18 protein-coding genes are annotated in these 20,969 nt (G+C 65.1%); 9 read left to right on the forward strand and 9 right to left on the reverse strand.

The features are described 5' to 3' along the window. Positions 1-10: 10 nt before the first annotated feature. Positions 11-1,453 (reverse strand): sodium:alanine symporter family protein, encoded by a 1,443-nt coding sequence (locus J5M67_RS18845; RefSeq protein ID WP_207886856.1) that lies wholly within the window; start codon positions 1,451-1,453, stop codon positions 11-13. Positions 1,454-1,621: 168 nt separating this feature from the next. On the opposite strand from J5M67_RS18845, the gene J5M67_RS18850 reads away from it, so the two are divergent. Next, positions 1,622-2,440, forward strand: coding sequence for a helix-turn-helix transcriptional regulator (locus J5M67_RS18850; protein WP_207886857.1), 819 nt, complete (start codon positions 1,622-1,624; stop codon positions 2,438-2,440). A gap of 117 nt (positions 2,441-2,557) precedes the next feature. On the opposite strand, the gene J5M67_RS18855 is transcribed toward J5M67_RS18850, so the two are convergent. Next, a complete protein-coding gene (locus J5M67_RS18855) occupies positions 2,558-3,442 on the reverse strand; it encodes a DMT family transporter (protein ID WP_207886858.1) in 885 nt (294 codons plus the stop codon). A gap of 496 nt (positions 3,443-3,938) precedes the next feature. Between J5M67_RS18855 and J5M67_RS18860 the strand changes: the two genes are divergently transcribed. After that, complete coding sequence (locus J5M67_RS18860; RefSeq protein ID WP_207886859.1) at positions 3,939-5,189, forward strand: OprD family porin; 1,251 nt, start codon at positions 3,939-3,941, stop codon at positions 5,187-5,189. Positions 5,190-5,513: 324 nt separating this feature from the next. Here the strand turns inward: J5M67_RS18860 and J5M67_RS18865 are convergent, their stop codons facing one another. Then, positions 5,514-6,728 (reverse strand): PilT/PilU family type 4a pilus ATPase, encoded by a 1,215-nt coding sequence (locus J5M67_RS18865; RefSeq protein ID WP_207886860.1) that lies wholly within the window; start codon positions 6,726-6,728, stop codon positions 5,514-5,516. A 186-nt stretch (positions 6,729-6,914) separates the two neighbouring features. On the opposite strand from J5M67_RS18865, the gene J5M67_RS18870 reads away from it, so the two are divergent. The 4 genes from J5M67_RS18870 (at position 6,915) to J5M67_RS18885 (ending at position 9,661) form a co-directional block, all read left to right on the forward strand. After that, positions 6,915-7,193, forward strand: a complete 279-nt coding sequence (locus tag J5M67_RS18870; RefSeq protein ID WP_207886861.1) for a peptidylprolyl isomerase — start codon at positions 6,915-6,917, stop codon at positions 7,191-7,193. 4 nt (positions 7,194-7,197) lie between these two features. Then, positions 7,198-7,563 (forward strand): MmcQ/YjbR family DNA-binding protein, encoded by a 366-nt coding sequence (locus J5M67_RS18875; RefSeq protein WP_207886862.1) that lies wholly within the window; start codon positions 7,198-7,200, stop codon positions 7,561-7,563. Further along, positions 7,560-8,114, forward strand: coding sequence for a putative glycolipid-binding domain-containing protein (locus J5M67_RS18880; RefSeq protein WP_207886863.1), 555 nt, complete (start codon positions 7,560-7,562; stop codon positions 8,112-8,114). Before J5M67_RS18875 ends, J5M67_RS18880 begins: the two co-directional genes overlap by 4 nt. 365 nt (positions 8,115-8,479) lie before the next feature. Continuing rightward, a complete protein-coding gene (locus J5M67_RS18885; protein WP_207886864.1) occupies positions 8,480-9,661 on the forward strand; it encodes an MFS transporter in 1,182 nt (393 codons plus the stop codon). Here J5M67_RS18885 and J5M67_RS18890 read toward each other — a convergent pair. After that, on the reverse strand, positions 9,658-11,307 hold the full coding sequence (locus tag J5M67_RS18890; protein WP_207886865.1) for a phosphoethanolamine transferase: 1,650 nt from the start codon (positions 11,305-11,307) through the stop codon (positions 9,658-9,660). The genes J5M67_RS18885 and J5M67_RS18890 overlap by 4 nt on opposite strands. A gap of 374 nt (positions 11,308-11,681) precedes the next feature. Here J5M67_RS18890 and J5M67_RS18895 point away from each other — a divergent pair, with 374 nt between their 5' ends. After that, entirely contained in the window at positions 11,682-12,959 is a 1,278-nt protein-coding gene (locus J5M67_RS18895) for an OprD family porin (protein ID WP_207886866.1), read from the forward strand. A gap of 104 nt (positions 12,960-13,063) precedes the next feature. Here the strand turns inward: J5M67_RS18895 and J5M67_RS18900 are convergent, their stop codons facing one another. Continuing rightward, positions 13,064-14,014: a phospholipase D family protein gene (locus J5M67_RS18900; RefSeq protein WP_207886867.1), complete on the reverse strand. Its 951-nt coding sequence runs from the start codon at positions 14,012-14,014 to the stop codon at positions 13,064-13,066. 239 nt (positions 14,015-14,253) lie between these two features. Here J5M67_RS18900 and J5M67_RS18905 point away from each other — a divergent pair, with 239 nt between their 5' ends. Next, positions 14,254-15,843 (forward strand): ABC-F family ATPase, encoded by a 1,590-nt coding sequence (locus tag J5M67_RS18905; RefSeq protein WP_207886868.1) that lies wholly within the window; start codon positions 14,254-14,256, stop codon positions 15,841-15,843. 216 nt (positions 15,844-16,059) lie between these two features. Here the strand turns inward: J5M67_RS18905 and J5M67_RS18910 are convergent, their stop codons facing one another. Together J5M67_RS18910 and J5M67_RS18915 are read right to left on the reverse strand one after the other, a co-directional pair. Further along, positions 16,060-17,073 (reverse strand): dienelactone hydrolase family protein, encoded by a 1,014-nt coding sequence (locus J5M67_RS18910; RefSeq protein WP_207886869.1) that lies wholly within the window; start codon positions 17,071-17,073, stop codon positions 16,060-16,062. A gap of 199 nt (positions 17,074-17,272) precedes the next feature. Next, a complete protein-coding gene (locus J5M67_RS18915; protein WP_207886870.1) occupies positions 17,273-17,881 on the reverse strand; it encodes an FMN-dependent NADH-azoreductase in 609 nt (202 codons plus the stop codon). A 134-nt stretch (positions 17,882-18,015) separates the two neighbouring features. Between J5M67_RS18915 and J5M67_RS18920 the strand changes: the two genes are divergently transcribed. Continuing rightward, positions 18,016-18,921 carry a LysR substrate-binding domain-containing protein gene (locus tag J5M67_RS18920; protein ID WP_207886871.1) on the forward strand — a complete coding sequence of 302 codons (906 nt, stop codon included), beginning with the start codon at positions 18,016-18,018 and terminating at the stop codon, positions 18,919-18,921. Here the strand turns inward: J5M67_RS18920 and J5M67_RS18925 are convergent. Together J5M67_RS18925 and J5M67_RS18930 are read right to left on the reverse strand one after the other, a co-directional pair. Continuing rightward, positions 18,916-19,626: a DUF1294 domain-containing protein gene (locus J5M67_RS18925; RefSeq protein ID WP_207886872.1), complete on the reverse strand. Its 711-nt coding sequence runs from the start codon at positions 19,624-19,626 to the stop codon at positions 18,916-18,918. The genes J5M67_RS18920 and J5M67_RS18925 overlap by 6 nt on opposite strands. An 11-nt stretch (positions 19,627-19,637) precedes the next feature. Then, positions 19,638-20,468 carry an undecaprenyl-diphosphate phosphatase gene (locus J5M67_RS18930; RefSeq protein ID WP_207886873.1) on the reverse strand — a complete coding sequence of 277 codons (831 nt, stop codon included), beginning with the start codon at positions 20,466-20,468 and terminating at the stop codon, positions 19,638-19,640. Between the last annotated feature and the right edge of the window lie 501 nt (positions 20,469-20,969).

Here is a 20,969-nt window from a genome sequence, read left to right on the forward strand (position 1 = left end):
GGTCAGCGGATCAGCCCTGGGCGGGCAGGCTGCCGTGGGCCGGAGCGGTCGAGTTGACCTTGTGGGCGTCGCGCCAGGCATCGTGGTCGATGTCCAGGTCGGCGAACTTGCTGGTATCGAACACCGGGCGCTCGATGCCGGCGGCGCGCTGCTCGTCGTAGTCGCGCATCACGCGCAGGCCGACCTTGATCAGCATCGCCAGGGCCACCAGGTTGACGAAGGCCAGGCAGGTCATGGTGATGTCGGCGAAGGCGAACACGGTGCCCAGGTTCTGCATCGAGCCCCAAAGGATCAGGCCCAGCACCAGGACGCGGAAGGCGACCAGCGCGGTGCGGCTACGGCCGACGATGAACTGCAGGGCGTTCTCGCCGAGGTAGTAGTTGTAGGTGATGCAGGTGAACACGAACAGCGACAGCGCGACGCTGACGAAGATGCGGCCCCAGTCACCCACCACGGCGGCCAGCGAGTTCTGGGTCAGGGTGATGCCGTCGCCTTCGAAGCCGGGGGTGTAGAAGCCCGAGAGCAGGATCAGCAGCGCGGTGCAGGTGCAGATGACGAAGGTGTCGAGGAACACGCTGAACGCCTGGACCACGCCCTGGGACGCCGGGTGACGCACGGCGGCGACAGCGGCCACGTTCGGCGCACTGCCCAGGCCCGCTTCGTTGGCGAACACGCCACGCTTCACGCCCATCACGATGGCGCTGCCCAGCAGACCGGCGAAGGCCGGTTCCAGGCCGAAGGCGCTCTTGACGATGGTGGTCAGCATGTCCGGCACCAGCTCGATCTGGGTGACGATCACGTAGAGGGTCACGGCGATGTAGGCCAGGGTCTTGACCGGTACCAGCAGGTCGGACACCGCCGCGATGCGCTGGATGCCGCCGAAGAACACGATGGCCAGCAGCACGGCCAGGCCGATGCCGGAGTACAGCACCGGAATGTGGAAGGCGTTCTGCAGCGAGTGGGTCACGGTGAAGGCTTGCAGGCCGTTGAAGGCGAAGCCGTAGGTGACCAGCAGCAGGACCGCGAAGGTCAGCGCCATCCAGCGCAGCTTCAGGCCGTGCTGGATGTAGTAGGCCGGGCCGCCACGGTACAGGCCGTCGCCGTCGCTGCGCTTGTAGACCTGGGCCAGGGTGCACTCGAAGAAGCTGCTGGACATGCCCACCAGCGCGGTGACCCACATCCAGAACACGGCGCCCGGACCACCCAGGGTCACGGCGATGCCGACACCGGCGATGTTACCGGCGCCCACGCGGCCGGCGAGCGACAGCATCAGGGCCTGGAAGGAGCTCAGTTGGCCAGCCTGGCCGCGGATCGATTCCTTGAACACACCGAACATGTGGCCGAAATGGCGGAACTGGACGAAACGGGAGCGAATGGTGAAATACGCGCCGAGTCCGACGATGAGGACGATGAGGACTTTCCCGGAGAGGAAATCGTTGATCGCGTCGAGCATGTGCTGGGGCCTCGATTGTTATTGTGGGAGCACGGGCCTGGGGCTGGCCCGCTCACTGGGGGCGCATGGTTGCGCTCGAAGCCTGTTGAAACAATTTCGCGGCTTGTTCCGAGTTGATGCGACCTGACGCTATAATTGCGCCAGTCGCATCACCATGACCTGGCACAAATGTCCGAAAACCTTGGCCCCAATCTCAAGCTGCTTTGCGCTCACTACCGTTCTATCTCGGAGGTTTGCCGCAAGCTCGCGATCAATCGCGCGCAGTTCAACAAATACCTCGGCGGGCAGAGCCAGCCCACCGCGTACAACCTCAAGAGAATTGGGGATTTCTTCGGCGTCGAGGACTACGAGCTGCAATTGCCGCCCGAGCAGTTCGCCCGCCTGATCGGTGCGCGGAGTACCTCACCGGCGAACGTGCAGCGCGACGACCCGCTGATGGAAATGCTCCGCCCGCTGCGCGAGCACGCGGGCAACCTGTCGCGCTACTGCGGCTACTACTTCGAGTATTCCAACTGCATGTCGGTGCCCGGTTCGATCCTGCTGTCGCTGGTGCACCTCTACGAGGAAGGCGGCAACTTCCTCTTCGAGCGCCAGGAACGCCAGGAACGCTCCAGCAGCACCGACGTGCAGGCCGAGGACTGGGTGCGCTGCCGCTATCTGGGCGCGGCGTTCCAGCTGCAGGACCGGGTGTTCCTGCTGGACTACGAGTCGCTCACCGTCAACGAGATGAGCCAGACCATCCTCATCCCCAGCTTCAAGAGCCGCATCACCCGCCTCAACGGGTTGAAGACCGGCGTCTCCAGCGGCGACCGCCGCACCCCGGCCTGCACCCGCGTGGTGTGGGAATACCTGGGGCCGGAGATCAACCGGATCGCCGCCTACCGCCAGGTGAAGCTGTACCAGCCGGACGATCCGCGCATCGACGACGACGTGCGCCAGCGCTTGTCGGTGGGGCCGATCCGCCATGGATTGTTCGAGATCGAGTAGAGACGGCTTTTCGTAGGAGCGAGCTTGCTCGCGAACAGCCCAGCACCGGAGCAGCCAGAAACCCGTTCGCGAGCAAGGACCGGGCGTCCCCCTCGGTCCTACAGGTAGAGCCCCGCCCTACCCCTTGCGGCTCTGCAACCAGGCGGCAGCCAGCCCACTACCGCAGATCACCGCGATGCCCAGCAGCGCCGACGGCTCCGGCGTATGGCCGAAGATCACCAAGCCCAGCAATCCGGCGAAGACGATCTGGCAGTAACTGAACGGCGCCAAAAGCGCCGGCGCGGCGTGCTTGAAGGCCTGGGTCAGGAACAGGTGCGCGGTCATCCCGCAGGTACCCAGGGCCAGCATCATCAGGCCATGCACCAGCCCCGGCCATTGCCAGAAGAACGGCACCAGCGCGCTGACGATCAGGGTATTGCACAGGCCGGCGAAGAAGTTGCTGGTGGTCGGGCTGTCGACCTGGCTGAGCTTGCGGGTCAGCAACTGGTAGAAGCTGAAGCACAACGCCGAGCCGAATGGCAGCAGCACCGCCGGGGTGAACAATGCGCCACCGGGGTGGACGATGACCAGCACGCCGGCGAATCCCACCAGCACCGCCGCCCACTGGCCGGCGCTGACCCGCTCGCCGAGCAGCGGCACCGACAGGGCCGTCACCAGCAGCGGCGCGAGGAAGTTCACCGACGTCGCCTCGGCCAGCGGGATGTACTGCAGCCCCGTGGTGAACAGGAAGCTGGTGCCCAGCAGGCAGAGCGCACGTGCCGCCTGGAGGAACGGATGGCGGGTGCGCAGCACGGCAAAACCGGCGCGCGGCAGGAAGATGCCCGCCATCAGGAGGGTGTGCACTACATAGCGCGCCCAGACCACCATGACGATGGGGTAGATGCTCGCCAGGTACTTCGACAGCGCGTCGTGGCTGGAGAACAGGAAAGTCGCCTGGACGATGAGCAGGATGCCCTTGAAGGGCTGGTTGGCGCCGGACAACGGCGATTGGCTGGTACTCATCGGGTCACGGAGATCGAAGGGCGGAAACGGCTGGCACGCCAGCCTACCAAGAAGCACAGGGGAAACAATCCACGCCGGCGACTCGCGGGCCCGCCGCAAGGCGATGGTGCATGCGTTCTGACAGAAGCTCGGCGCGCTGAACGGCATGCTACGCGTAATCCCCTGAAAGAAATGTCCCAAACGGTTAATTCCTGTTCGAACAGCGAACAGTTACGCCTCGGACGAATTGCGGCGACGCGCCGGGCGGAACCACTATGGCCCCAGCCGCCGCCTCGATGCGGCGTCCACAACTATAAGAAAGGTCCGTTCACATGCTCATGCTCTCCCTGGCACGCCGTCGCGCGTGCATCGCCCTCACCGCCCCGCCCTCCGCTCCTGTCGCGCCCGGCTGATCGCCTGATCCACGCCCGCTGATCGTTTTCATCGCCTATCCGCCGAACCGTGCGGAGGCCCCCGTTTGCCCGCGAACAACGACAAGAATGCCGAGGGAACACCCATGATCCGCCACTTGCCCCATCTCACCGTCACCGCGTGCCTGCTGCCCGCCCTGCCCGTCCTGGCCCATGCCGACGAAGGCGGCTTCCTCGAAGACGCCAAGGCCAGCCTGCTGCTGCGCAACTTCTACATGAACCGCAATTTCGTCGGCGACGCCCGCCAGAACAAGGCCGAGGAATGGACGCAGAACTTCATCCTCGACGCCCGCTCCGGCTACACCCAGGGCACCGTCGGCCTGGGGATGGACGTGCTGGGCCTGTACAGCGTCAAGCTCGACGGCGGCAAGGGCACCGCCGGCACCCAGCTGCTGCCGGTGCACGACGACGGCCGCCCCGCCGACGACTTCGGCCGCCTGGCGTTGGCCGGCAAGGCGAAGGTGTCGAAGACCGAACTCAAGGCCGGGGAATGGATGGTGGTGCTGCCGATCCTGCGCTCCGACGACGGCCGCTCGCTGCCGCAGACCTTCCAGGGCGCGCAGTTGACCTCGAAGGAGATCGACGGCCTGAGCCTCTACGGCGGCCAGTTCCGCCAGAACAGCCCGCGCAACGATGCCAGCATGGAGGACATGTCGCTGTTCAGCCGCCCCGCCTTCACCTCCGACCGCTTCAACTTCGTCGGTGGCGAATACCGCTTCAACGGCGACCGCACCCTGGTCGGCCTGTGGAATGCCGAGTTGAAGGACATCTACCAGCAGCAGTACCTGCAACTGCAGCACAGCCAGCCGGTGGGCGATTGGGTACTCGGTGCGAATATCGGCTACTTCTGGGGCAAGGAGGACGGCAGCGCCCGCGCCGGCGACCTGGACAACCGCACCTTCTCCGGGCTGTTCTCGGCAAAATACGGTGCCAGCACCTTCTATGTCGGCCTGCAGAAGGTCATGGGCGAGGACGAGTGGTTCCGCGTCAACGGCACCAGCGGCGGCACCCTGGCCAACGACAGTTTCAACTCCAGCTACGACAACGCGAAGGAGCGCTCCTGGCAGGTACGCCATGACTACGACTTCGCCGCCTTCGGCATCCCCGGCCTGACGCTGATGAACCGCTACCTCAAGGGCAACGACGTGCACAACGCCAGCACCGACGACGGCAGCGAATGGGGCCGCGAGAGCGAGCTGGCGTACACGGTGCAGAGCGGCACCTTCAAGACGCTGAACGTCAAGTGGCGCAACTCGACCATGCGTCGTGACTGGGGCCGGACCAACAGCTTCGACGAGAACCGGCTGATCATCAGCTATCCGCTGTCGCTGCTCTGAGGCTTTGTGTAGGAGCGAGCAGCACCACGCTACCCCCGGCAACCGTAGGAGCGGGCCATGCCCGCGATTCGGGCGCATGGCGCCCTCCTACAATGGGCGCCACACCCGCACCGGGACTGCGACTCGCGTAGGAGCAGAGCTTCTCCGCGATCCACCGGCAAGGCCGGCGCCCGACAGGTTCGTGCCAGGCATTAGCATCTACCTGCTGCATCGCATTCCGCCGCGATGGATTTCGCGGACAAAGTCCGCTCCTCCGAAAGCGCTCCGCGCCCCATCCGCCATGAAAAAGCCCCAGCATGCCGGGGCTTTTTAACGGAATACGGCTTACTGCCCGGCCGGCTTGTCTTCCGCGTCTTCCGCCTCGATTTCTTCCAGCGCCAGCTCAAGGCCCCAACTGGAAGAGTCGGCAGCCGGCGCGGCGGCTGCGGGCGCCGGCGCCGGACTGGAGGCCGCGGCAGAGTTGGTCACCATGGCCGGGTTGTCCTTGTAGAGCTTGAGCTTCAGGCGCAGGTTGTTCGCTGAGTCGGCGTTCTTCACCGCCTCGTCTTCGCTGATCGCCCCTTCCACCGCCAGGTCGAACAGCGCCTGGTCGAAGGTCTGCATGCCCAGGGCACGAGACTTGTCCATGATCTCCTTGATCATGCTGAAGTCGCCGCGCTTGATGATGTCGCTGATGGTGGCCGTGCCCAGCAGCACCTCCACCGCGGCGCGGCGCTTGCCGTCCTGGGTGCGTACCAGGCGCTGGGAAACGAAGGCCTTGAGGTTGTTGCCCAGGTCGTTGAGCAGCTGTGGCCGGCGCTCCTCGGGGAAGAAGTTGATGATGCGGTCCAGCGCCTGGTTGGCGTTGTTGGCGTGCAGGGTGGAGATCGCCAGGTGGCCGGTGTCGGCGAAGGCCAGGGCGTGTTCCATGGTCTCGCGGTCGCGGATCTCGCCGATCAGGATCACGTCCGGCGCCTGGCGCAGGGTGTTCTTCAGCGCGGCATGGAAGCTGCGGGTGTCCACGCCCACTTCGCGCTGGTTGATGATCGACTTGCGGTGCCGGTGCACGTACTCGATGGGGTCTTCGATGGTGATGATATGCCCGCCGCTGTTGCGGTTGCGGTGGTCGATCAGTGCCGCCAGGGAGGTGGACTTGCCCGAGCCGGTGCCGCCGACGAAGAGCACCAGGCCGCGCTTCTCCATCACCACCTTGAGCAGCACCTCCGGCAGCTTCAGGTCCTCGAACAGTGGGATGTCCAGCTTGATGTTCCGCGCCACGATGGACACTTCATTGCGCTGCTTGAACAGGTTGACACGGAAGCGGCCAACGCCCTGCACCGAAATGGCCAGGTTCATCTCCAGCTCGCGCTCGAAATCGGCACGCTGTTCCTCGTCCATCAGGCTGTAGCCGATGCGCGCCACGTCGCCGCTCTTGAGCGGCTCGTTGGTCAGCGGCTTGAGAACCCCGTTGAACTTGGCGCAAGGCGGCGCGCCGGTGGAAAGGTAGAGGTCGGAACCATCCTGGGTGGCCAGGATTTTCAGCATCGACTGGATATCCATAAGAACTGCATCCGTTCGCAAGGAGGGGGGCGGACGCCGCAGATTCCTCAGCGGCCTACGTGTCGGAATTTTCCGCCGACTCTAGGCAGCAGCCAAGTAAGGCACAATGCCACCCACCGGAAAATGCGACGTACGTCACCGCTCCCGTACAATGCCCATCCCGCCTGACTTTCCGAGGTAATACCGATGCCCGTCGCCATGGCCCGCCATATCCTGGTCAAGACCGCCGCCGAAGCCGAGCAGATCAAGCAGCGCCTGGCCCGTGGCGAGGATTTCGCCGCGCTGGCGCGCAAGCATTCCACCTGTGCCTCCGCCAAGCGCGGCGGCGACCTGGGGGAAGTCCGCCCGGGGCAGATGGTGCGCAGCATCGACCAGGTGATCTTCAAGAAACCCGTCGGCGTGGTGCATGGCCCGGTGAAGAGCCAGTTCGGCTACCATCTGGTCGAAGTCTACTTCCGGGATTGAAGCGATGACGCCACAACAGATCGCCCGTTTCTGCCTGCAACTGCCGGGTGCCCGCGAGGACATCAAGTGGGGCAGCAACCGTGTGTTCTCGGTGGCCGGCAACAAGATGTTCGCCATCCTCGACTTTCTCGACGAAGGCGCCGGCGGCCTGGCCTTCAAGGTCGGTCCGGAGCTGTTCCTGGGCTATGTGGACCGCCCCGGCATCCGCCCGGCGCCCTACCTGGCGCGGGCCTTCTGGGTCGCCATGCAGCGCCCCTACCCCATGGGCGAAGCTGAACTCCGCGAAGCGCTCACCCGCTCGCACCAACTGGTGGTGGCCCGCCTGCCCAAGCGCCAGCGGCTGGGCCTGTTGCTGGACCAGACACCATGAAAACCTTGAACTGGGAAGGCATCTGGCAGGCGCCGAACGCCAGCTGGGAGTCGCTGCAACTGGGTGACGGCTGCGCGCAGAGCCAGTTGCGCGCCATCGACGAGGGTGACGGGCCGTCCTATCAGCTGGACTACGAGCTTAAGTGGGACGACGACTGGCGCCTGCGCGAGGCGCGTTTTTCCGTCGAAGGTAGCCGTGGCTTGCATCAGCTGCACCTGTTGACCGATGGCGAGGGGCACTGGCACACCGCAGGGGGCGAAACGCTGGGCGAGCTGGATGGCTGCCTGGATATCGATATCTGGCCGTCGCCCTTCACCAATACCTTCCCGATCCGCCGCCTGAAGCTGGAAGACAGTCAGCGCGTGGAGTTGGCGGTGGTCTATCTGGAAGCCCCGAAGCTCAAGCCCGTGCGCATGCGCCAGGGCTATACGCGGGTGGATGCGCGGCACTACCTCTACGAAAACCTCGAAGGCACGAATTTCCAGGCGCTGCTGACGGTGGACGAAGACGGGCTGGTGCTCGACTACCCCACGCTGTTCCGGCGGACCTGAGCTCAGTCGGCGTATAACGCGATGCCTCATACGGCCTACATAACTGGGTCCCCGCGTTCGCGGGGATGACGCGCGTGGGGACAGCCCGACGTAGGGCGTACAACCGTTCGCGGTTGTACGCCGAGTCACCCAAGCCCCTGCACCCTTGCCCATCCTTGGCAACGCGACCCCGTAGGAGCGGACTCCGTCCGCGATAGCCCCCGCAGCGGCGTCGATCGCGGACGGAGTCCGCTCCTACAAGAGCATCTACGGCGGGCGGCGCATGCCCCACAAAAGCCCCAAGGTAGTTCGTTAGCTTGCTTTCCTACACGCCAGGGCGGGTCCATCATGTCTTACCCACCCGCCGTTCCGATCCAAGCCTGCACATGTCCACCGAATCCCGCTCCAGCGCCGCAACCACCCTGCAGGTGGTTTCCGTCGTTCTCTTCACCTTCCTCGCCTACCTGACCATCGGCATCCCGCTGGCGGTACTACCCGGCTACGTGCACACCGACCTCGGTTTCGGCTCGGTGCTGGCGGGGCTGGTGATCAGTATCCAGTACCTGGCCACCCTCCTCACCCGCCCCTATGCCGGCCGGGTAATCGACACCCTCGGCCCCAAGCGCGCGGTGCTCTACGGCATGGCCGGATGTGCCGGTAGCGGCGCGCTAATGCTCGCGTCCTGGGCGACCCAGGGCGCGCCCTGGCTCAGCCTGGCAATCCTGATGCTGGCGCGGCTGGTGCTGGGCACCTCGGAAAGCCTGGTGGGCAGTGCGTCCATCAGTTGGGGCATCGACCGGGTCGGCGCGCCCAACACCGCCAAGGTGATCTCCTGGAACGGCATCGCCAGCTATGGCGCGCTGGCCGTCGGCGCGCCGCTCGGGGTGCTGATGGTGCAGCATCTGGGCCTGGCCAGCATGGGCGTGAGCATCATCCTGCTGGCGGGGCTGGGCTTCGCGCTGGCCTGGCCGAAGCGGCCGGCAGCGCTGGTGCACGGCGAGCGGATGCCCTTCCACCATGTGCTCGGCCGAGTGACGCCCCACGGCATGGGATTGGCGCTGGGCGCGATCGGCTTCGGCACCATCGCCACCTTCATCACCCTGTATTACGGCAGCCGTGGCTGGAGCGACGCGGTGTATTGCCTGACGGCCTTCGGCGGCTGCTTCATCGGCGCGCGCCTGCTGTTCGCCCAGGCGATCAACCGCCACGGCGGCTTCCGCGTCGCCATCGCCTGCCTGTCGGTGGAAAGTCTCGGGCTGCTGCTGTTGTGGCTGGCACCCTCGCCCTGGCTGGCGCTGGCGGGCGCGGCGCTGAGCGGCTTCGGGTTCTCCCTGGTATTCCCGGCCCTGGGCGTGGAGGCCGTCGGCCTCGTGCCCGCCTCCAACCGTGGCGCCGCGCTGGGCGCCTACTCGCTGTTCATCGACGTGTCGCTGGGCATCACCGGGCCCCTGGCGGGCGCCATCGCCGGGGCCTTCGGCTTCGGCTCGATCTTCCTCTTCGCCGCACTGGCGGCGCTCAGCGGGCTGGCCCTGAGCCTGGTGCTGTACCAGCGCTCTTTCGCCCGTTAGTCGAAGGCCAGGGCCTGGCGCACCGAGGGTTCGCGGCAGCCGGCGAACATGTCCAGGCCAGCGTTGTAGGTGCGGGTGCGCACCTCCAGCAGGCCGAGCATGGAGTGGAACAGGTTGTCCTGGGACAGCGGCTGGGCGGCGTGCTGGCGCAGGCAGGCGCTGTCCAGTGCGAAGGACTGCTGGTAGCCCTCGGAGAACCACGCCAGCATGCCGACGTGCTTCTGCTGGTCCGGCGCGAGCACGTAGGGCGTGCCGTGCAGGAACAGGTTGTACTCACCCAGCGATTCGCCGTGGTCGGCCATGTAGATCATCGCCGTGTCCAGCTTCGACTGGTTGCTGCGCAGCAGGTCGATCAGGCTGGCCAGCACGTGGTCGGTGTACAGCACGGTGTTGTCGTAGCCGTTGACGATGCTTTCCCGCGAGCAGGCGCTGAGGTCATTGCTCTGGCACACCGGGGTGAACTTCTCGAAGTCCTTCGGGTAGCGCTTGTAGTAGGCCGGGCCGTGGCTGCCCATCTGGTGCAGGACCAGCACGGTGTCGCGGTCGAGCCCATCGATATAGGCCTGCAGATCCTTGAGCAGGATGTCGTCGTGGCATTCGCCATCGCCGCACAGGGCCGGGTCCTTGGAGTGGCTCAGGTCCTCGAAGGCCACGCGGTCGCAAGTGCCCTTGCAGCCGGATTGGTTGTCCCGCCACAGCACCTGGAAACCGGCGCGCTTGAGCACGTCGAGCAGGCCTTCCTGGCTCTTGGCCTCGGCATCGCTGTAGTGCCGGCGGGTCAGGTCGGAGAACATGCAGGGCACCGACACGGCGGTCTCGGTGCCGCAGGAGTGCACGTCGCTGAAGTTGATCACGCCCTGCTCCGCGCTCAGTCGCGGGTTGGTGTCGCGGTGGTAGCCGTTGAGGGCGAAGTTCTCGGCCCGCGCGCTCTCGCCGACCACCAGCACCGTCAGCGACTTGCGCCCGTGCGCCTGCCAGCTGGCCGCACGTTCGGCATCGGCGGCCGTCGGTCGCAGCGCCGCGTGGCTTGCCGTCGCCTTGCCCTTGGCCAGGCTGAACAGCGCGCCAACGGTGTTGCTCGGGGTGACCTGCATGCGCAGCTCATGGTGATTGCGCAGCATCGATGACAGCCCCTGGTAGTTGCCCAGGGCGATGCCGCCGACCATCAGCATCGACACGACGCCCACGCAGGCCTTGCTCAGCAGCTCGCGGGGCCAGCTGCGGTAGGCGATCGGCAGGCGCCAGAGCAGCACCACCGGCAGTGCGCCGAGCAGCAACAGGTAGGCGGCCAGCTTGAAGGAGAGCAGATCGCGGACTTCCGCCGGATCGGTTTCCAGCACGTTGCGCAGCATCTCGACATCGATCAGCACGCCGTACTGGTTCATGAAATAGGCCACCCCGGCACTGAGCAGCAGCAAGGCGGTCAGCACCGGCTTGAGCAGGCCACGGAAGGCGAACAGGGTCAGGATCAGGTTGAAACAGACGACCAGCAGCAGCGCGAACGCCCCGGCCAGCAGACGCCCCGGCCAGCCCGCCGGTGTGATCTCGAGCAGATGCTGCCAGAGCGGCAGGTTGTAGCAGGCGAGCAACAGGACGCTGGTGAGCAGGGTGACCCATTCGGGGCGGAGCGGACGAAGCTTGAACATCGGGGAAAGGATTCCGGAACTGCGGGAATTGCCCGGAAACCGTGGTCTTCAACGCCCCGGCCGGCGAGCGAAGCAGATGCTAGGAACGCAGCCGTCAATCTTTCGTGAAAAAAAACTGCAAAAAAGGTGGGAAGCCGATCACACCGGGAAGGCAGGTGATCGCCCGACGACCCGCCACAGTGTCAACCCTGGGCACATCAAGTCCGAAAAGATTCGATCCTCTGCTATCATCGCGCCCGCTACGGCCCGCCAGAGGCCGGCTACAACCCGCAAAAACGAGCCAACACAGGACGCCACTTCCCTGATGACACACATCGGGGCGGAAGGCCTTTTTCGTCCTGTCGGCGCTGCACCATTAGCACAAGGAAAACAACATGCTGCACCACCGCATCAGCCTGCTCGCGCTGGGCATTCTCGCGTCCACCGCGGCCCTGGCTGACGACCAGTCCACTGCCAAGGGCTTCGTCGAGGACGGTCACTTCGACCTGTTCTTCCGCAATGGCTACATGTACCGCGACTACAAGCACGGCCGTGACGACAAGTCCGAGTGGGGCCAGGCCGCCACCGCGACCTTCACCTCCGGCTTCACCCAGGGCACCGTCGGCGTCGGCGCCGATGTCTTCGGCATGTACGCGATCAACCTGGACGAGAACGGCAAGCGCGCCGGCGCTCCGGGTATCGACTTCTTCAAGGTCGACGGCGACGGCAACCCGGCCAGCGACCTGGCCCGCGCCGGTGGCGCGGTGAAGGCCCGCGTCTCCAACACCGTGATCAAGTACGGCGACCAGATGCCCGCCCTGCCGGTGCTGAGCTACGACAACTCCCGCCTGCTGCCGGAAACCTTCTCCGGCACCCTGGTCACCTCGAAGGAGATCGAAGGCCTGGAGCTGAACGTCGGCCGCTTCACCTCGGAAGTCCAGAAGAGCGCGGAAGGCCACGACAGCGGCGGCCTCAAGCGCATCGACGTGTTCGGCGGCAGCTACAAGTTCACCGACAACTTCAGCGGCGCCCTGTACGGCCAGGACAACGAAGACGTTGCCCGCAAGCAGTACATGAACCTGAACTACGTCATCCCGATGGCTGACCGCGAGTCCCTGACCTTCGACTTCAACGGCTACAAGACCAAGCTGAACAAGGACTGGGCCGAGGAATTCAACGGCGGCAACCGCGACAACACCATCTGGAGCCTGTCGGCCTCGTACAACATCGGCGTGCACACCTTCATGCTCGCCCACCAGCGCAACAACGGCGATACCGGCTACCTGTACGGCGGCTACCAGAGCGGCGACTACATCGGCGACGGTGGCACCACCATCTGGCTGGCCAACTCCTACTGGTCGGACTTCAACGGCGAGGACGAGCGCTCCTGGCAGGGCAGCTACAGCCTGGACTTCTCCGAGTACGGCGTACCGGGCCTGAGCTACACCGTGGCCTACGTCTACGGCGACAACATCAAGACCGACGAGACCAGCGACGGCAAGGAGCGCGAAATCTTCAACCAGCTGAAGTACGTGGTACCGAGCGGCCCGGCCAAGGACCTGTCGGTCAAGCTGCGCGGCTCCTGGCTGCGCGTATCCAACGACGCCTGGCAGTACAACACCGACGGCAACGAAGTCCGCGTCTTCGTCGAGTACCCGGTCAACGTCTTCTGATGTGCTGATCGACGCTTGATGCAAAACGCCCCGTGGCAGCGCTGCCGCGGGGCGTTTTCATTTCAGGCTGCGGTGCTGCGCATGCGCGGCGCCAGCGGCGGGGCTCAGCGCACCACGCTGTTGATGTCGTGGCGGTTGAGCGAGGTACGCATTTCCTCGTACCAATCCGGAATCATTTCCTTCAGGCGCTCCTTGGCGTCTTCCAGCTTGAACGGCTGGGTGTAGCGCTTCTTGCGGTACGAGTAGATGTAGTAGGTGCCATTGCGATAGAGGATGCGGTCGAAGGTATAGAACGCGATGTTCGTGCCGTTGCAACGCGCGGTCAGCACCATGTCGCCCTCTTCGTAGGGCAGCACGCCTTCGGCGCATTCGTAGGTGAAGAACTCACGCACGTCATCCCAGTCCACGCCATCGCTGCTGGCCCGCAGGAAGGCCTCGGCCTTTTCCTCGGAGTCATCGGAATGATCGCTGTACCAGATGAACAGCGGAATGCTCTGGTTGGTCTCGTCGCCCAGCCAGCTTTCGCCATCCAGGTACTGCGCGCCGCGCGCCAGGCTCGCCTGCATGCGGCGGTGGCTCTGGCGGTACTCCTCCAGCGCCTCGTCGAACGCCGGGCTGTCCTCCCCGAGCATCACGCCCTCGGCTCCCTTGATCGCCGCCACGCGCGCCAGGTAGTCGGCGTACAGCGCGGCATCCTGGATGACGGTGCAGGTGTCGCGGGTCAGGCTCAGGCCGATCTCGGTGAAGTTGGCGCTGCCCAGGATCACCACGTCCGGTTCGACCAGGATCAGCTTCCAGTGCACGCTGTTCTGCGCGCGGAAGTCGACGTGCAGGGTCACGTTCGCATCGGTGTCGCGCACGCAGAAGTCGATGAAGTCCGGCGAGGTGAAGGCGTTGATGGTGCCGACCAGCAGATCGACGGTGTTGCCGTTCTCCACCAGCGTCTCGACCAGCGACTCGGTCTCACTGGCGGAGGCCGTGACGACGGTGATCAGTTTGTCGCTGACCTGCTCCAGGTACTGCTTGAGCGAGTTTTGAGCGTTAAGGATTTTCATACAGCCCCCACCGAAATTCTGAACACCCGAATTCTGAGGCAGGACAATGGCGGGTTTCAACTGCCTCGTTGCTCCCTTGCCCCCGCAGAATGGGCGCTTCAGCCGCACGGCATGCAAGGTACCGGCCTTTTGTGGCATAATAGGCGGCTTTGCCAGGCACGCCTCGGTCCACTCGACCGCCGCGCCCTCCCCGCACGCCCGCGCCCGGCGCGCACCATGTTCAGCCAAGGGTTACCCAGTTGATTTCCACCGCCAATATCACCATGCAGTTCGGCGCCAAGCCGTTGTTCGAAAACGTTTCCGTCAAGTTCGGCAACGGCAACCGCTACGGCCTGATCGGCGCCAACGGTTGCGGCAAGTCGACCTTCATGAAGATCCTCGGCGGTGAGCTGGAGCCTTCCAGCGGCCAGGTGATGCTGGAGAACGGCGTGCGCCTGGGCAAGCTGCGCCAGGATCAGTTCGCCTATGAAGACTTCAGCGTGATCGACACCGTGATCATGGGCCACGAGGAGCTGTGGAAGGTCAAGGCCGAGCGCGATCGCATCTACTCCCTGCCGGAGATGAGCGAGGAAGACGGCATGGCCGTGGCCGAACTGGAAGTGCAGTTCGCCGAATTCGACGGCTACACCGCCGAATCCCGCGCCGGTGAGCTGCTGCTGGGCCTGGGCATTCCGCTGGAGCAGCACTTCGGCCCGATGAGCGCCGTCGCTCCGGGCTGGAAATTGCGCGTCCTGCTGGCCCAGGCGCTGTTCTCCGATCCGGACCTGCTGCTGCTCGACGAACCGACCAACCACCTGGACATCAACACCATCCGCTGGCTGGAAAACGTCATCACGGCGCGCAACAGCACCATGATCATCATTTCCCACGACCGCCACTTCCTGAACAGCGTCTGCACCCACATGGCAGACCTGGATTACGGCGAGCTGCGCCTGTTCCCGGGCAACTACGACGAGTACATGACCGCCGCCGAACAGGCCCGCGAGCGCCTGCTGTCGGACAACGCCAAGAAGAAGGCGCAGATCGCCGAGCTGCAGACCTTCGTCAGCCGCTTCTCAGCCAACGCCTCCAAGGCCAAGCAGGCTACCAGCCGCGCCCGCCAGATCGACAAGATCCAGCTGGAAGAGGTCAAGCCGTCCAGCCGCGTCAGCCCCTTCATCCGCTTCGAGCAGTACAAGAAGCTGCACCGCCAGGCGGTGACGCTGGAGAAGGTCAGCCAGGGCTTCGACGGCGTGGCGCTGTTCAAGAACCTGAGCCTGCAGGTGGAAGCCGGCGAGCGCATCGCCATCATCGGCCCCAACGGCATCGGCAAGACCACCCTGCTGCGCACCCTGGTCGGCGAAATGGCGCCCACCCACGGTGAGGTGAAGTGGACCGACAGCGCCGACATCGGCTACTTCGCCCAGGACCACGCCGAGGACTTCGAAGAGGACTACAACCTGTTCGACTGGATGGCCCAGTGGACCCAGGGCGGCGAGCAGCTGGTGCGCGGCACCCTCGGCCGCATGCTGTTCTCCAACGACGACATCAAGAAATCGGTGAAGGTCATCTCCGGTGGTGAACAGGGCCGCATGCTGTTCGGCAAGCTGATCCTGAAGAAGCCCAACGTGCTGGTGATGGACGAACCGACCAACCACCTGGACATGGAATCCATCGAGGCGCTCAACCTCGCGCTGGAAAACTACCCGGGTACGCTGATCTTCGTCAGCCACGACCGCGAGTTCGTCTCCTCCCTGGCCACCCGCATCATCGAGCTGTCGGAGAACGGCGTGACCGACTTCAGCGGCACCTACGACGACTACCTGCGCAGCCAGGGCGTGATCGTCTGACGCTACGCCGTCCATGAAAAAGCCCCGCCAGTGCGGGGCTTTTTTCTGCGTGCTCTTGATCTTCGTAGGAGCGAGCTTGCTCGCGAACCTGCATGACGCCTGCGCGGTCGGAAACTCTGTTCGCGAGCAAGCTCGCTCCTACAGGATCTCACCTCCATGCCACGCTGCCGCAGGTGGCTGAACGGTTCTCGTAGGACCGTCCGGCCGCAGCGCCCGTCACCGCCCCAACGTCTGCATCGTCGAGCTGCCCAGGCTGACGTCGAAGAACTCCGCCGCCGATGCCGCGAGGTCGCGGTGGATGGCCTTGCGGTCCAGCCCCTGGTTGTCGGTGCACAGGTCCGGCGTGGCCTCCAGCTCCTCATCGGAACAGGGCGACATGAACACGAAGTGCCCCGCTCCATCGAGTACCCGCAGGTCCGGCTGCTGCGGCAGCTTGCGCGCCAGGGCACCGGCATTCTTCTGCCACTTGAGGATCTGGTCCTGGTTGCCGGTGTAGAGCAGCACCGGCACCTGCACGTCCTCCAGCTCATGGGCGCCGTACATCAGGCTCAAGGGCGCCAGCAGCAGCAAGGCGCCGACGCGCGGGTCGGCCATCGGCACCAGGTCGCTGCGGTCGGCGCGCAGCTTGCCCTTGTCGCTGCAGGCGTCGGCGTCGTCCGGGTATCGCTGGCAGTACTTGATCAGGCGATCCAGACGCGGCTGCGCGCCGGCAAGGATCAGCGCCGTCTCGCCGCCGGCGGAATAGCCGATCACGCCGATCTTGCGCGGATCGACGACGCCCGCCACCTCGGAGTCGAGCAGCGCCGCGCTGATGGTTTCCGAGACCTGCAGCGGTCGGCCGTAGAGATTGCTCAGGGCACCCAGGCGACTGTGGTCATGCAGGTTGTCGCCGGGGTGCAGCAGCGCCACCACGACGAAACCCTTGCGCACCAGCGCCTCGATCAGGTCGCGGTGCGCCAGCGGTGTGCCGTAGTTGCCGTGGGACATCACCAGCATCGGGAAGTGGCCATTGGCGGTCTTGCCTTCGTAGGCGACATCGAGGATGAAGTTGCCCAGATGCAGCGGCCGCTCCGGCGCGCGCGTGGGGTAGAAGGCGATGGCCTTCATCGGCGCAAGATCCAGTGGATCGCTCACCTGCAGGCGATGAAAGCCCACATTCCAGCCCGACGCCGCCCAGGCGCCGCTACTGAAGGTAACGAGCAACAGAATCCACAACAGACGCCTCGCCATGGTGCAATCCGTCCCGATGCGCAGCCAGTTCAGGCGCCATTGGACCTCCACCACGCAAGGCGCGGGGGCTCGGGCGCCGCCAAGGACAATCCTTGCATACTACGCGCCAGCCAGGACTCGCCGGCGACAGCAGATGAACGGCCAGCCCCGGAAATGAAAAAGCCCCGCTATGCGGGGCTTTTCGTCAGTCCGTCGCCGATCAGGCGGCAGCGAACTGGCTGGCGATGCTCGCCTGGGCGCCGGCGATGGCGTTGCGGCGGGGCTCGTCACCGTAGGCCAGGCCTTCGGCGCGCACCACTTCGATATCGGTGATGCCGAGGAAATTCAGCACCAGCTGCAGGTAGTTCTCGTGGGCGACACCGGTCGGCTGGCCGGCATGGATGCCACCGGCGGTGGAAACGATGATCACCTTCTTGCCACCGGCCAGGCCGACCGGGCCGCTTTCGGTGTAGCGGAAGGTCTTGCCGGCAACCGCGATGCGGTCGATCCAGGCCTTCAGTTGGCTCGGAACGGAGAAGTTGTACATCGGGGCGCCGATGACGATGGCGTCGGCGGCCAGGAATTCTTCGATGCTGGTTTCGCCCAGGGCAGCTTCGTGCTTCTGCGCGGCGTCGCGCATTTCAGCCGGGGTGCCAGCGGCGACCAGGCTGGCGGACGACAGGTGGCTGATGGCGTCGGCGGCCAGGTCACGGTAGGTCACTTCAACGCCCGGCTCGGCGGCGACCCAGGCGGCGACCAGTTCGGCGCTGAGCTGACGGGAAGCGGAGTTGTCACCGAGGATGCTGGAATCGATGTGCAGAAGTTTCATGTGTGAGTTCTCCAAACGGGTTAGCCAGGTGGCTGGCGGGAGTAATTCGTCGTTGGAGGCAAGACTACGCATGTAGCCAATCATCGATAAGTCGGCAAAAATGTGATGATTCGTCTCACCAGTAGGACAATCCCATGCAGGACCTCAATGACCTCTTCTATTTCGCCAAGGTGGTGGAGTGCGGAGGATTCGCCGCCGCCGGCCGCCTGCTGGGGCTGCCGAAGTCGCGGCTGTCGCGGCGCGTGGCGGAACTGGAGGCACGCCTGAACGTGCGCCTGCTGCAGCGCACCACGCGCAAGCTGGCACTCACCGACCTGGGCGAGCGCTATTACCGGCACTGCCAGGCGATGCTGGTGGAAGCGGAAATGGCAGACGAAGTGGCCGCCCAGCTCAGCGCCGAGCCGCGCGGACGGGTGAAGCTGTCCTGCCCGGTCGCCCTGGCGGAAACCTCGCTCAACGAGATGCTGCCGGGATTCCTCGCCGCCTACCCGCAGGTGAACCTGGAACTGCTGCTGACCAACCGCCGCGTCGACCTGCTCAATGAGGGCGTGGACGTGGCACTGCGCGTCCGCGCGCCGGGCGATGAAGACCTGTCCCTGGTATCGCGCCGCCTGCGCCCGGCGAAGGCGGCACTGGTGGCGGCGCCCGCGCTGCTGCAGGGGCGGCAGCCGGCTCATCCGCAGGACCTGGCCAGCCTGCCCGTCCTCGGCGCGATCGAGAGCGACCGCAAAGTGCACATGAAACTGATCGGACCGCAGGGGGAAGTCTGCGAGCTGGCGCTGGAGGCCCGCCTGGCGGCGGAAGACTTCAATCTGCGCAAGAACGTCGCCCTGGCCGGACTGGGCGTGACAGTGCTGCCGAACTACTACTGCATCGAAGAACTGGCGGACGGCCGCCTGGTGCGCGTGCTGCCGGAGTGGCACGAGCCCGAGGCCAACCTGCAGGCGGTGTATCCGCACCGGCGCGGCGTTCTGCCGGCGGTGCGGGCATTACTCGACTATCTGGCTGAGGAGTTCTCGAAGGACGACTCGCCGTTATGAGGCGCCCTGCCCCAGCCCCGTCAGCGCACCGAGCCAACCCAGCAGGCGCCCACCGCTGAGCCAGTCGATCCAGAACAGCTGGTGGACCATGACAATCGCCCAGAACACCAGCTGGAACGACAGCTTGCGGGTCTTGTGGCGGAACACTTGCTGGGCGAGCAACGCACCCGGCCAGCCGCCCAGCAGCTCCAGCAGGTGCAGGCTCTGCTCGGGCGTGCGCCACGCGTCCCGCTCGGCGCTGCGCTTGTCCCGCCAGTAGGCGAAGAACGCCAGCACGCTGAACAGCGGATAGAGCAGCAGGAACCAGGGGAAATAACCGTCCTTCAGCCACACCACGGCGCCAGTGGCCGGCAACGCCAGCAATACCGCCAGAAGCACCAGGGCACGGCCGATGGAACGCCGGGGCGGTGTCGGGAAGGCCACTTCCCGTCCGCTGCGTGCCCGCTCGCGGGTCGCCGGCGCACGCGGCTTGCGGCGGATATCGGGCGTATCGATGGCCAGGCCGGCCAGGCGTGCGTGCTCCGCGCGCGGCCGGCCCTGCTTGTCACTGCCCGGGACGTAGCACACCTGATCGCCACTCTGCGGACGGCGATCGCCGCGGAAGGCGGAGATGTGCAGGAAGAGCTCTTCGCCGCCTGCTTGCGGACGGATGAAGCCGAAGCCCTTGTCGTCGTCCCAGCGACTGATGATGCCGTTTTTTTCCATGGCCCCCAGACTCAAGGTTTGACGCTGCTCCAATCGATCAGCCCGAACTGCCAGGTCGCCAGGATCAGCAGGCCGAAGGCGATGCGGTACCAGGCGAACGCCGCGTAGCTGTGATTGGCGATGAACTTCAGCAGGCTGCGCACGGCGATCATGGCGAAGATGAAGGATGTCACGAAACCTATGGCGAACACGGGCAGGTCATCGTGCTGGAACAGGTGGCGGTACTTGTACCCCGAGTAAACCGCTGCGCCGACCATGGTCGGCATCGCCAGGAAGAAGGAGAACTCGGTGGCGGCCTTGCGCGACAGCCCGAACAGCAGGCCGCCGATGATGGTGGCGCCCGAGCGCGAGGTGCCCGGCACCAGCGCCAGGCACTGGGCGCAGCCGACCTTGAGGGCATCCTTCCAGGTCATGTCGTCCACTGTTTCGGCGCGGATGCGGTGCTCGCGGCCCTCGGCCCAGAGGATCACCACGCCACCGATGACCAGCGCCACGGCGACGGTGATGGGGTTGAACAGGTAGTGGTGGATCTTGTCGGCGAAGGCCACGCCCAATACCACGGCGGGGGCGAAAGCGATCAGCAGGTTGACGGTGAAACGCTGGGCCCGCGCCTGGGTCGGCAGGCCGATGACGACGTCGAGGATCTTGCGGCGGAACTCCCAGACCACCGCCAGGATCGCGGCCAACTGGATGATGATGTTGAAGGCCTCGGCGCGCTCGCCGCCGAAACCGATGATGTCCGCCACGATGATCTGGTGGCCGGTACTGGAGATGGGCAGGAACTCAGTCAGCCCCTCGACCACCCCGAGAATGAATGCCTGGAAGGCACTCCAAAAATCCATATTGCTTCCCCCGCGCGGCTCGATGGCTCGCCTTTTTAATGATGTATTCCGACTGCGCCGGTCCATGAGGTCGGGACACAAAGCCCGGAACCTCACGACAAGGCGTCGGCATGCTAATGCATTGCCCGTGGCTTGCTACGGATTTAACGAAAAATTCTCATCCGGTCACTGACCAACCGGCACCGACGCGGCTCTCGCCCGCGTGAAGCAGACCATCCGAGGCGGATTGCGTTCGCCGGCTCGCGATAAATGCCTGACTCAGGATGGTGCAATGACGCAACCGCTCTGGAAAGCCGCCGGGGGCGGTCGACTGTTAAGCGAATGAAACAGGCCGACCCCACGTGAAACCCGGCGGACCGGGAAGTGCCGACCTTAGCGCTGCATTGTGTTTCAGCAGCGATACAGAGGCTGATTCATCCATGATCCAGGCCCAATTCCAGAGCCATCGCCGGGATTTGCCCTATTGACGATGTAAGGACAGCGCAACAGCTACTGCCCCGC

It is taken from the genome of Pseudomonas sp. 30_B, assembly GCF_017491605.1.
GTDB lineage: Bacteria > Pseudomonadota > Gammaproteobacteria > Pseudomonadales > Pseudomonadaceae > Pseudomonas.

What these genes read in the sequence shown, in the direction of transcription:
- J5M67_RS18845 (WP_207886856.1), bottom strand. Translation starts at nt 1,453, where the DNA reads ATGCTCGACGCGATCAACGATTTCCTCTCCGGGAAAGTCCTCATCGTC.
- J5M67_RS18850 (WP_207886857.1), top strand. Translation starts at nt 1,622, where the DNA reads ATGTCCGAAAACCTTGGCCCCAATCTCAAGCTGCTTTGCGCTCACTAC.
- J5M67_RS18855 (WP_207886858.1), bottom strand. Translation starts at nt 3,442, where the DNA reads ATGAGTACCAGCCAATCGCCGTTGTCCGGCGCCAACCAGCCCTTCAAG.
- J5M67_RS18860 (WP_207886859.1), top strand. Translation starts at nt 3,939, where the DNA reads ATGATCCGCCACTTGCCCCATCTCACCGTCACCGCGTGCCTGCTGCCC.
- J5M67_RS18865 (WP_207886860.1), bottom strand. Translation starts at nt 6,728, where the DNA reads ATGGATATCCAGTCGATGCTGAAAATCCTGGCCACCCAGGATGGTTCC.
- J5M67_RS18870 (WP_207886861.1), top strand. Translation starts at nt 6,915, where the DNA reads ATGCCCGTCGCCATGGCCCGCCATATCCTGGTCAAGACCGCCGCCGAA.
- J5M67_RS18875 (WP_207886862.1), top strand. Translation starts at nt 7,198, where the DNA reads ATGACGCCACAACAGATCGCCCGTTTCTGCCTGCAACTGCCGGGTGCC.
- J5M67_RS18880 (WP_207886863.1), top strand. Translation starts at nt 7,560, where the DNA reads ATGAAAACCTTGAACTGGGAAGGCATCTGGCAGGCGCCGAACGCCAGC.
- J5M67_RS18885 (WP_207886864.1), top strand. Translation starts at nt 8,480, where the DNA reads ATGTCCACCGAATCCCGCTCCAGCGCCGCAACCACCCTGCAGGTGGTT.
- J5M67_RS18890 (WP_207886865.1), bottom strand. Translation starts at nt 11,307, where the DNA reads ATGTTCAAGCTTCGTCCGCTCCGCCCCGAATGGGTCACCCTGCTCACC.
- J5M67_RS18895 (WP_207886866.1), top strand. Translation starts at nt 11,682, where the DNA reads ATGCTGCACCACCGCATCAGCCTGCTCGCGCTGGGCATTCTCGCGTCC.
- J5M67_RS18900 (WP_207886867.1), bottom strand. Translation starts at nt 14,014, where the DNA reads ATGAAAATCCTTAACGCTCAAAACTCGCTCAAGCAGTACCTGGAGCAG.
- J5M67_RS18910 (WP_207886869.1), bottom strand. Translation starts at nt 17,073, where the DNA reads ATGGCGAGGCGTCTGTTGTGGATTCTGTTGCTCGTTACCTTCAGTAGC.
- J5M67_RS18915 (WP_207886870.1), bottom strand. Translation starts at nt 17,881, where the DNA reads ATGAAACTTCTGCACATCGATTCCAGCATCCTCGGTGACAACTCCGCT.
- J5M67_RS18920 (WP_207886871.1), top strand. Translation starts at nt 18,016, where the DNA reads ATGCAGGACCTCAATGACCTCTTCTATTTCGCCAAGGTGGTGGAGTGC.
- J5M67_RS18925 (WP_207886872.1), bottom strand. Translation starts at nt 19,626, where the DNA reads ATGGAAAAAAACGGCATCATCAGTCGCTGGGACGACGACAAGGGCTTC.
- J5M67_RS18930 (WP_207886873.1), bottom strand. Translation starts at nt 20,468, where the DNA reads ATGGATTTTTGGAGTGCCTTCCAGGCATTCATTCTCGGGGTGGTCGAG.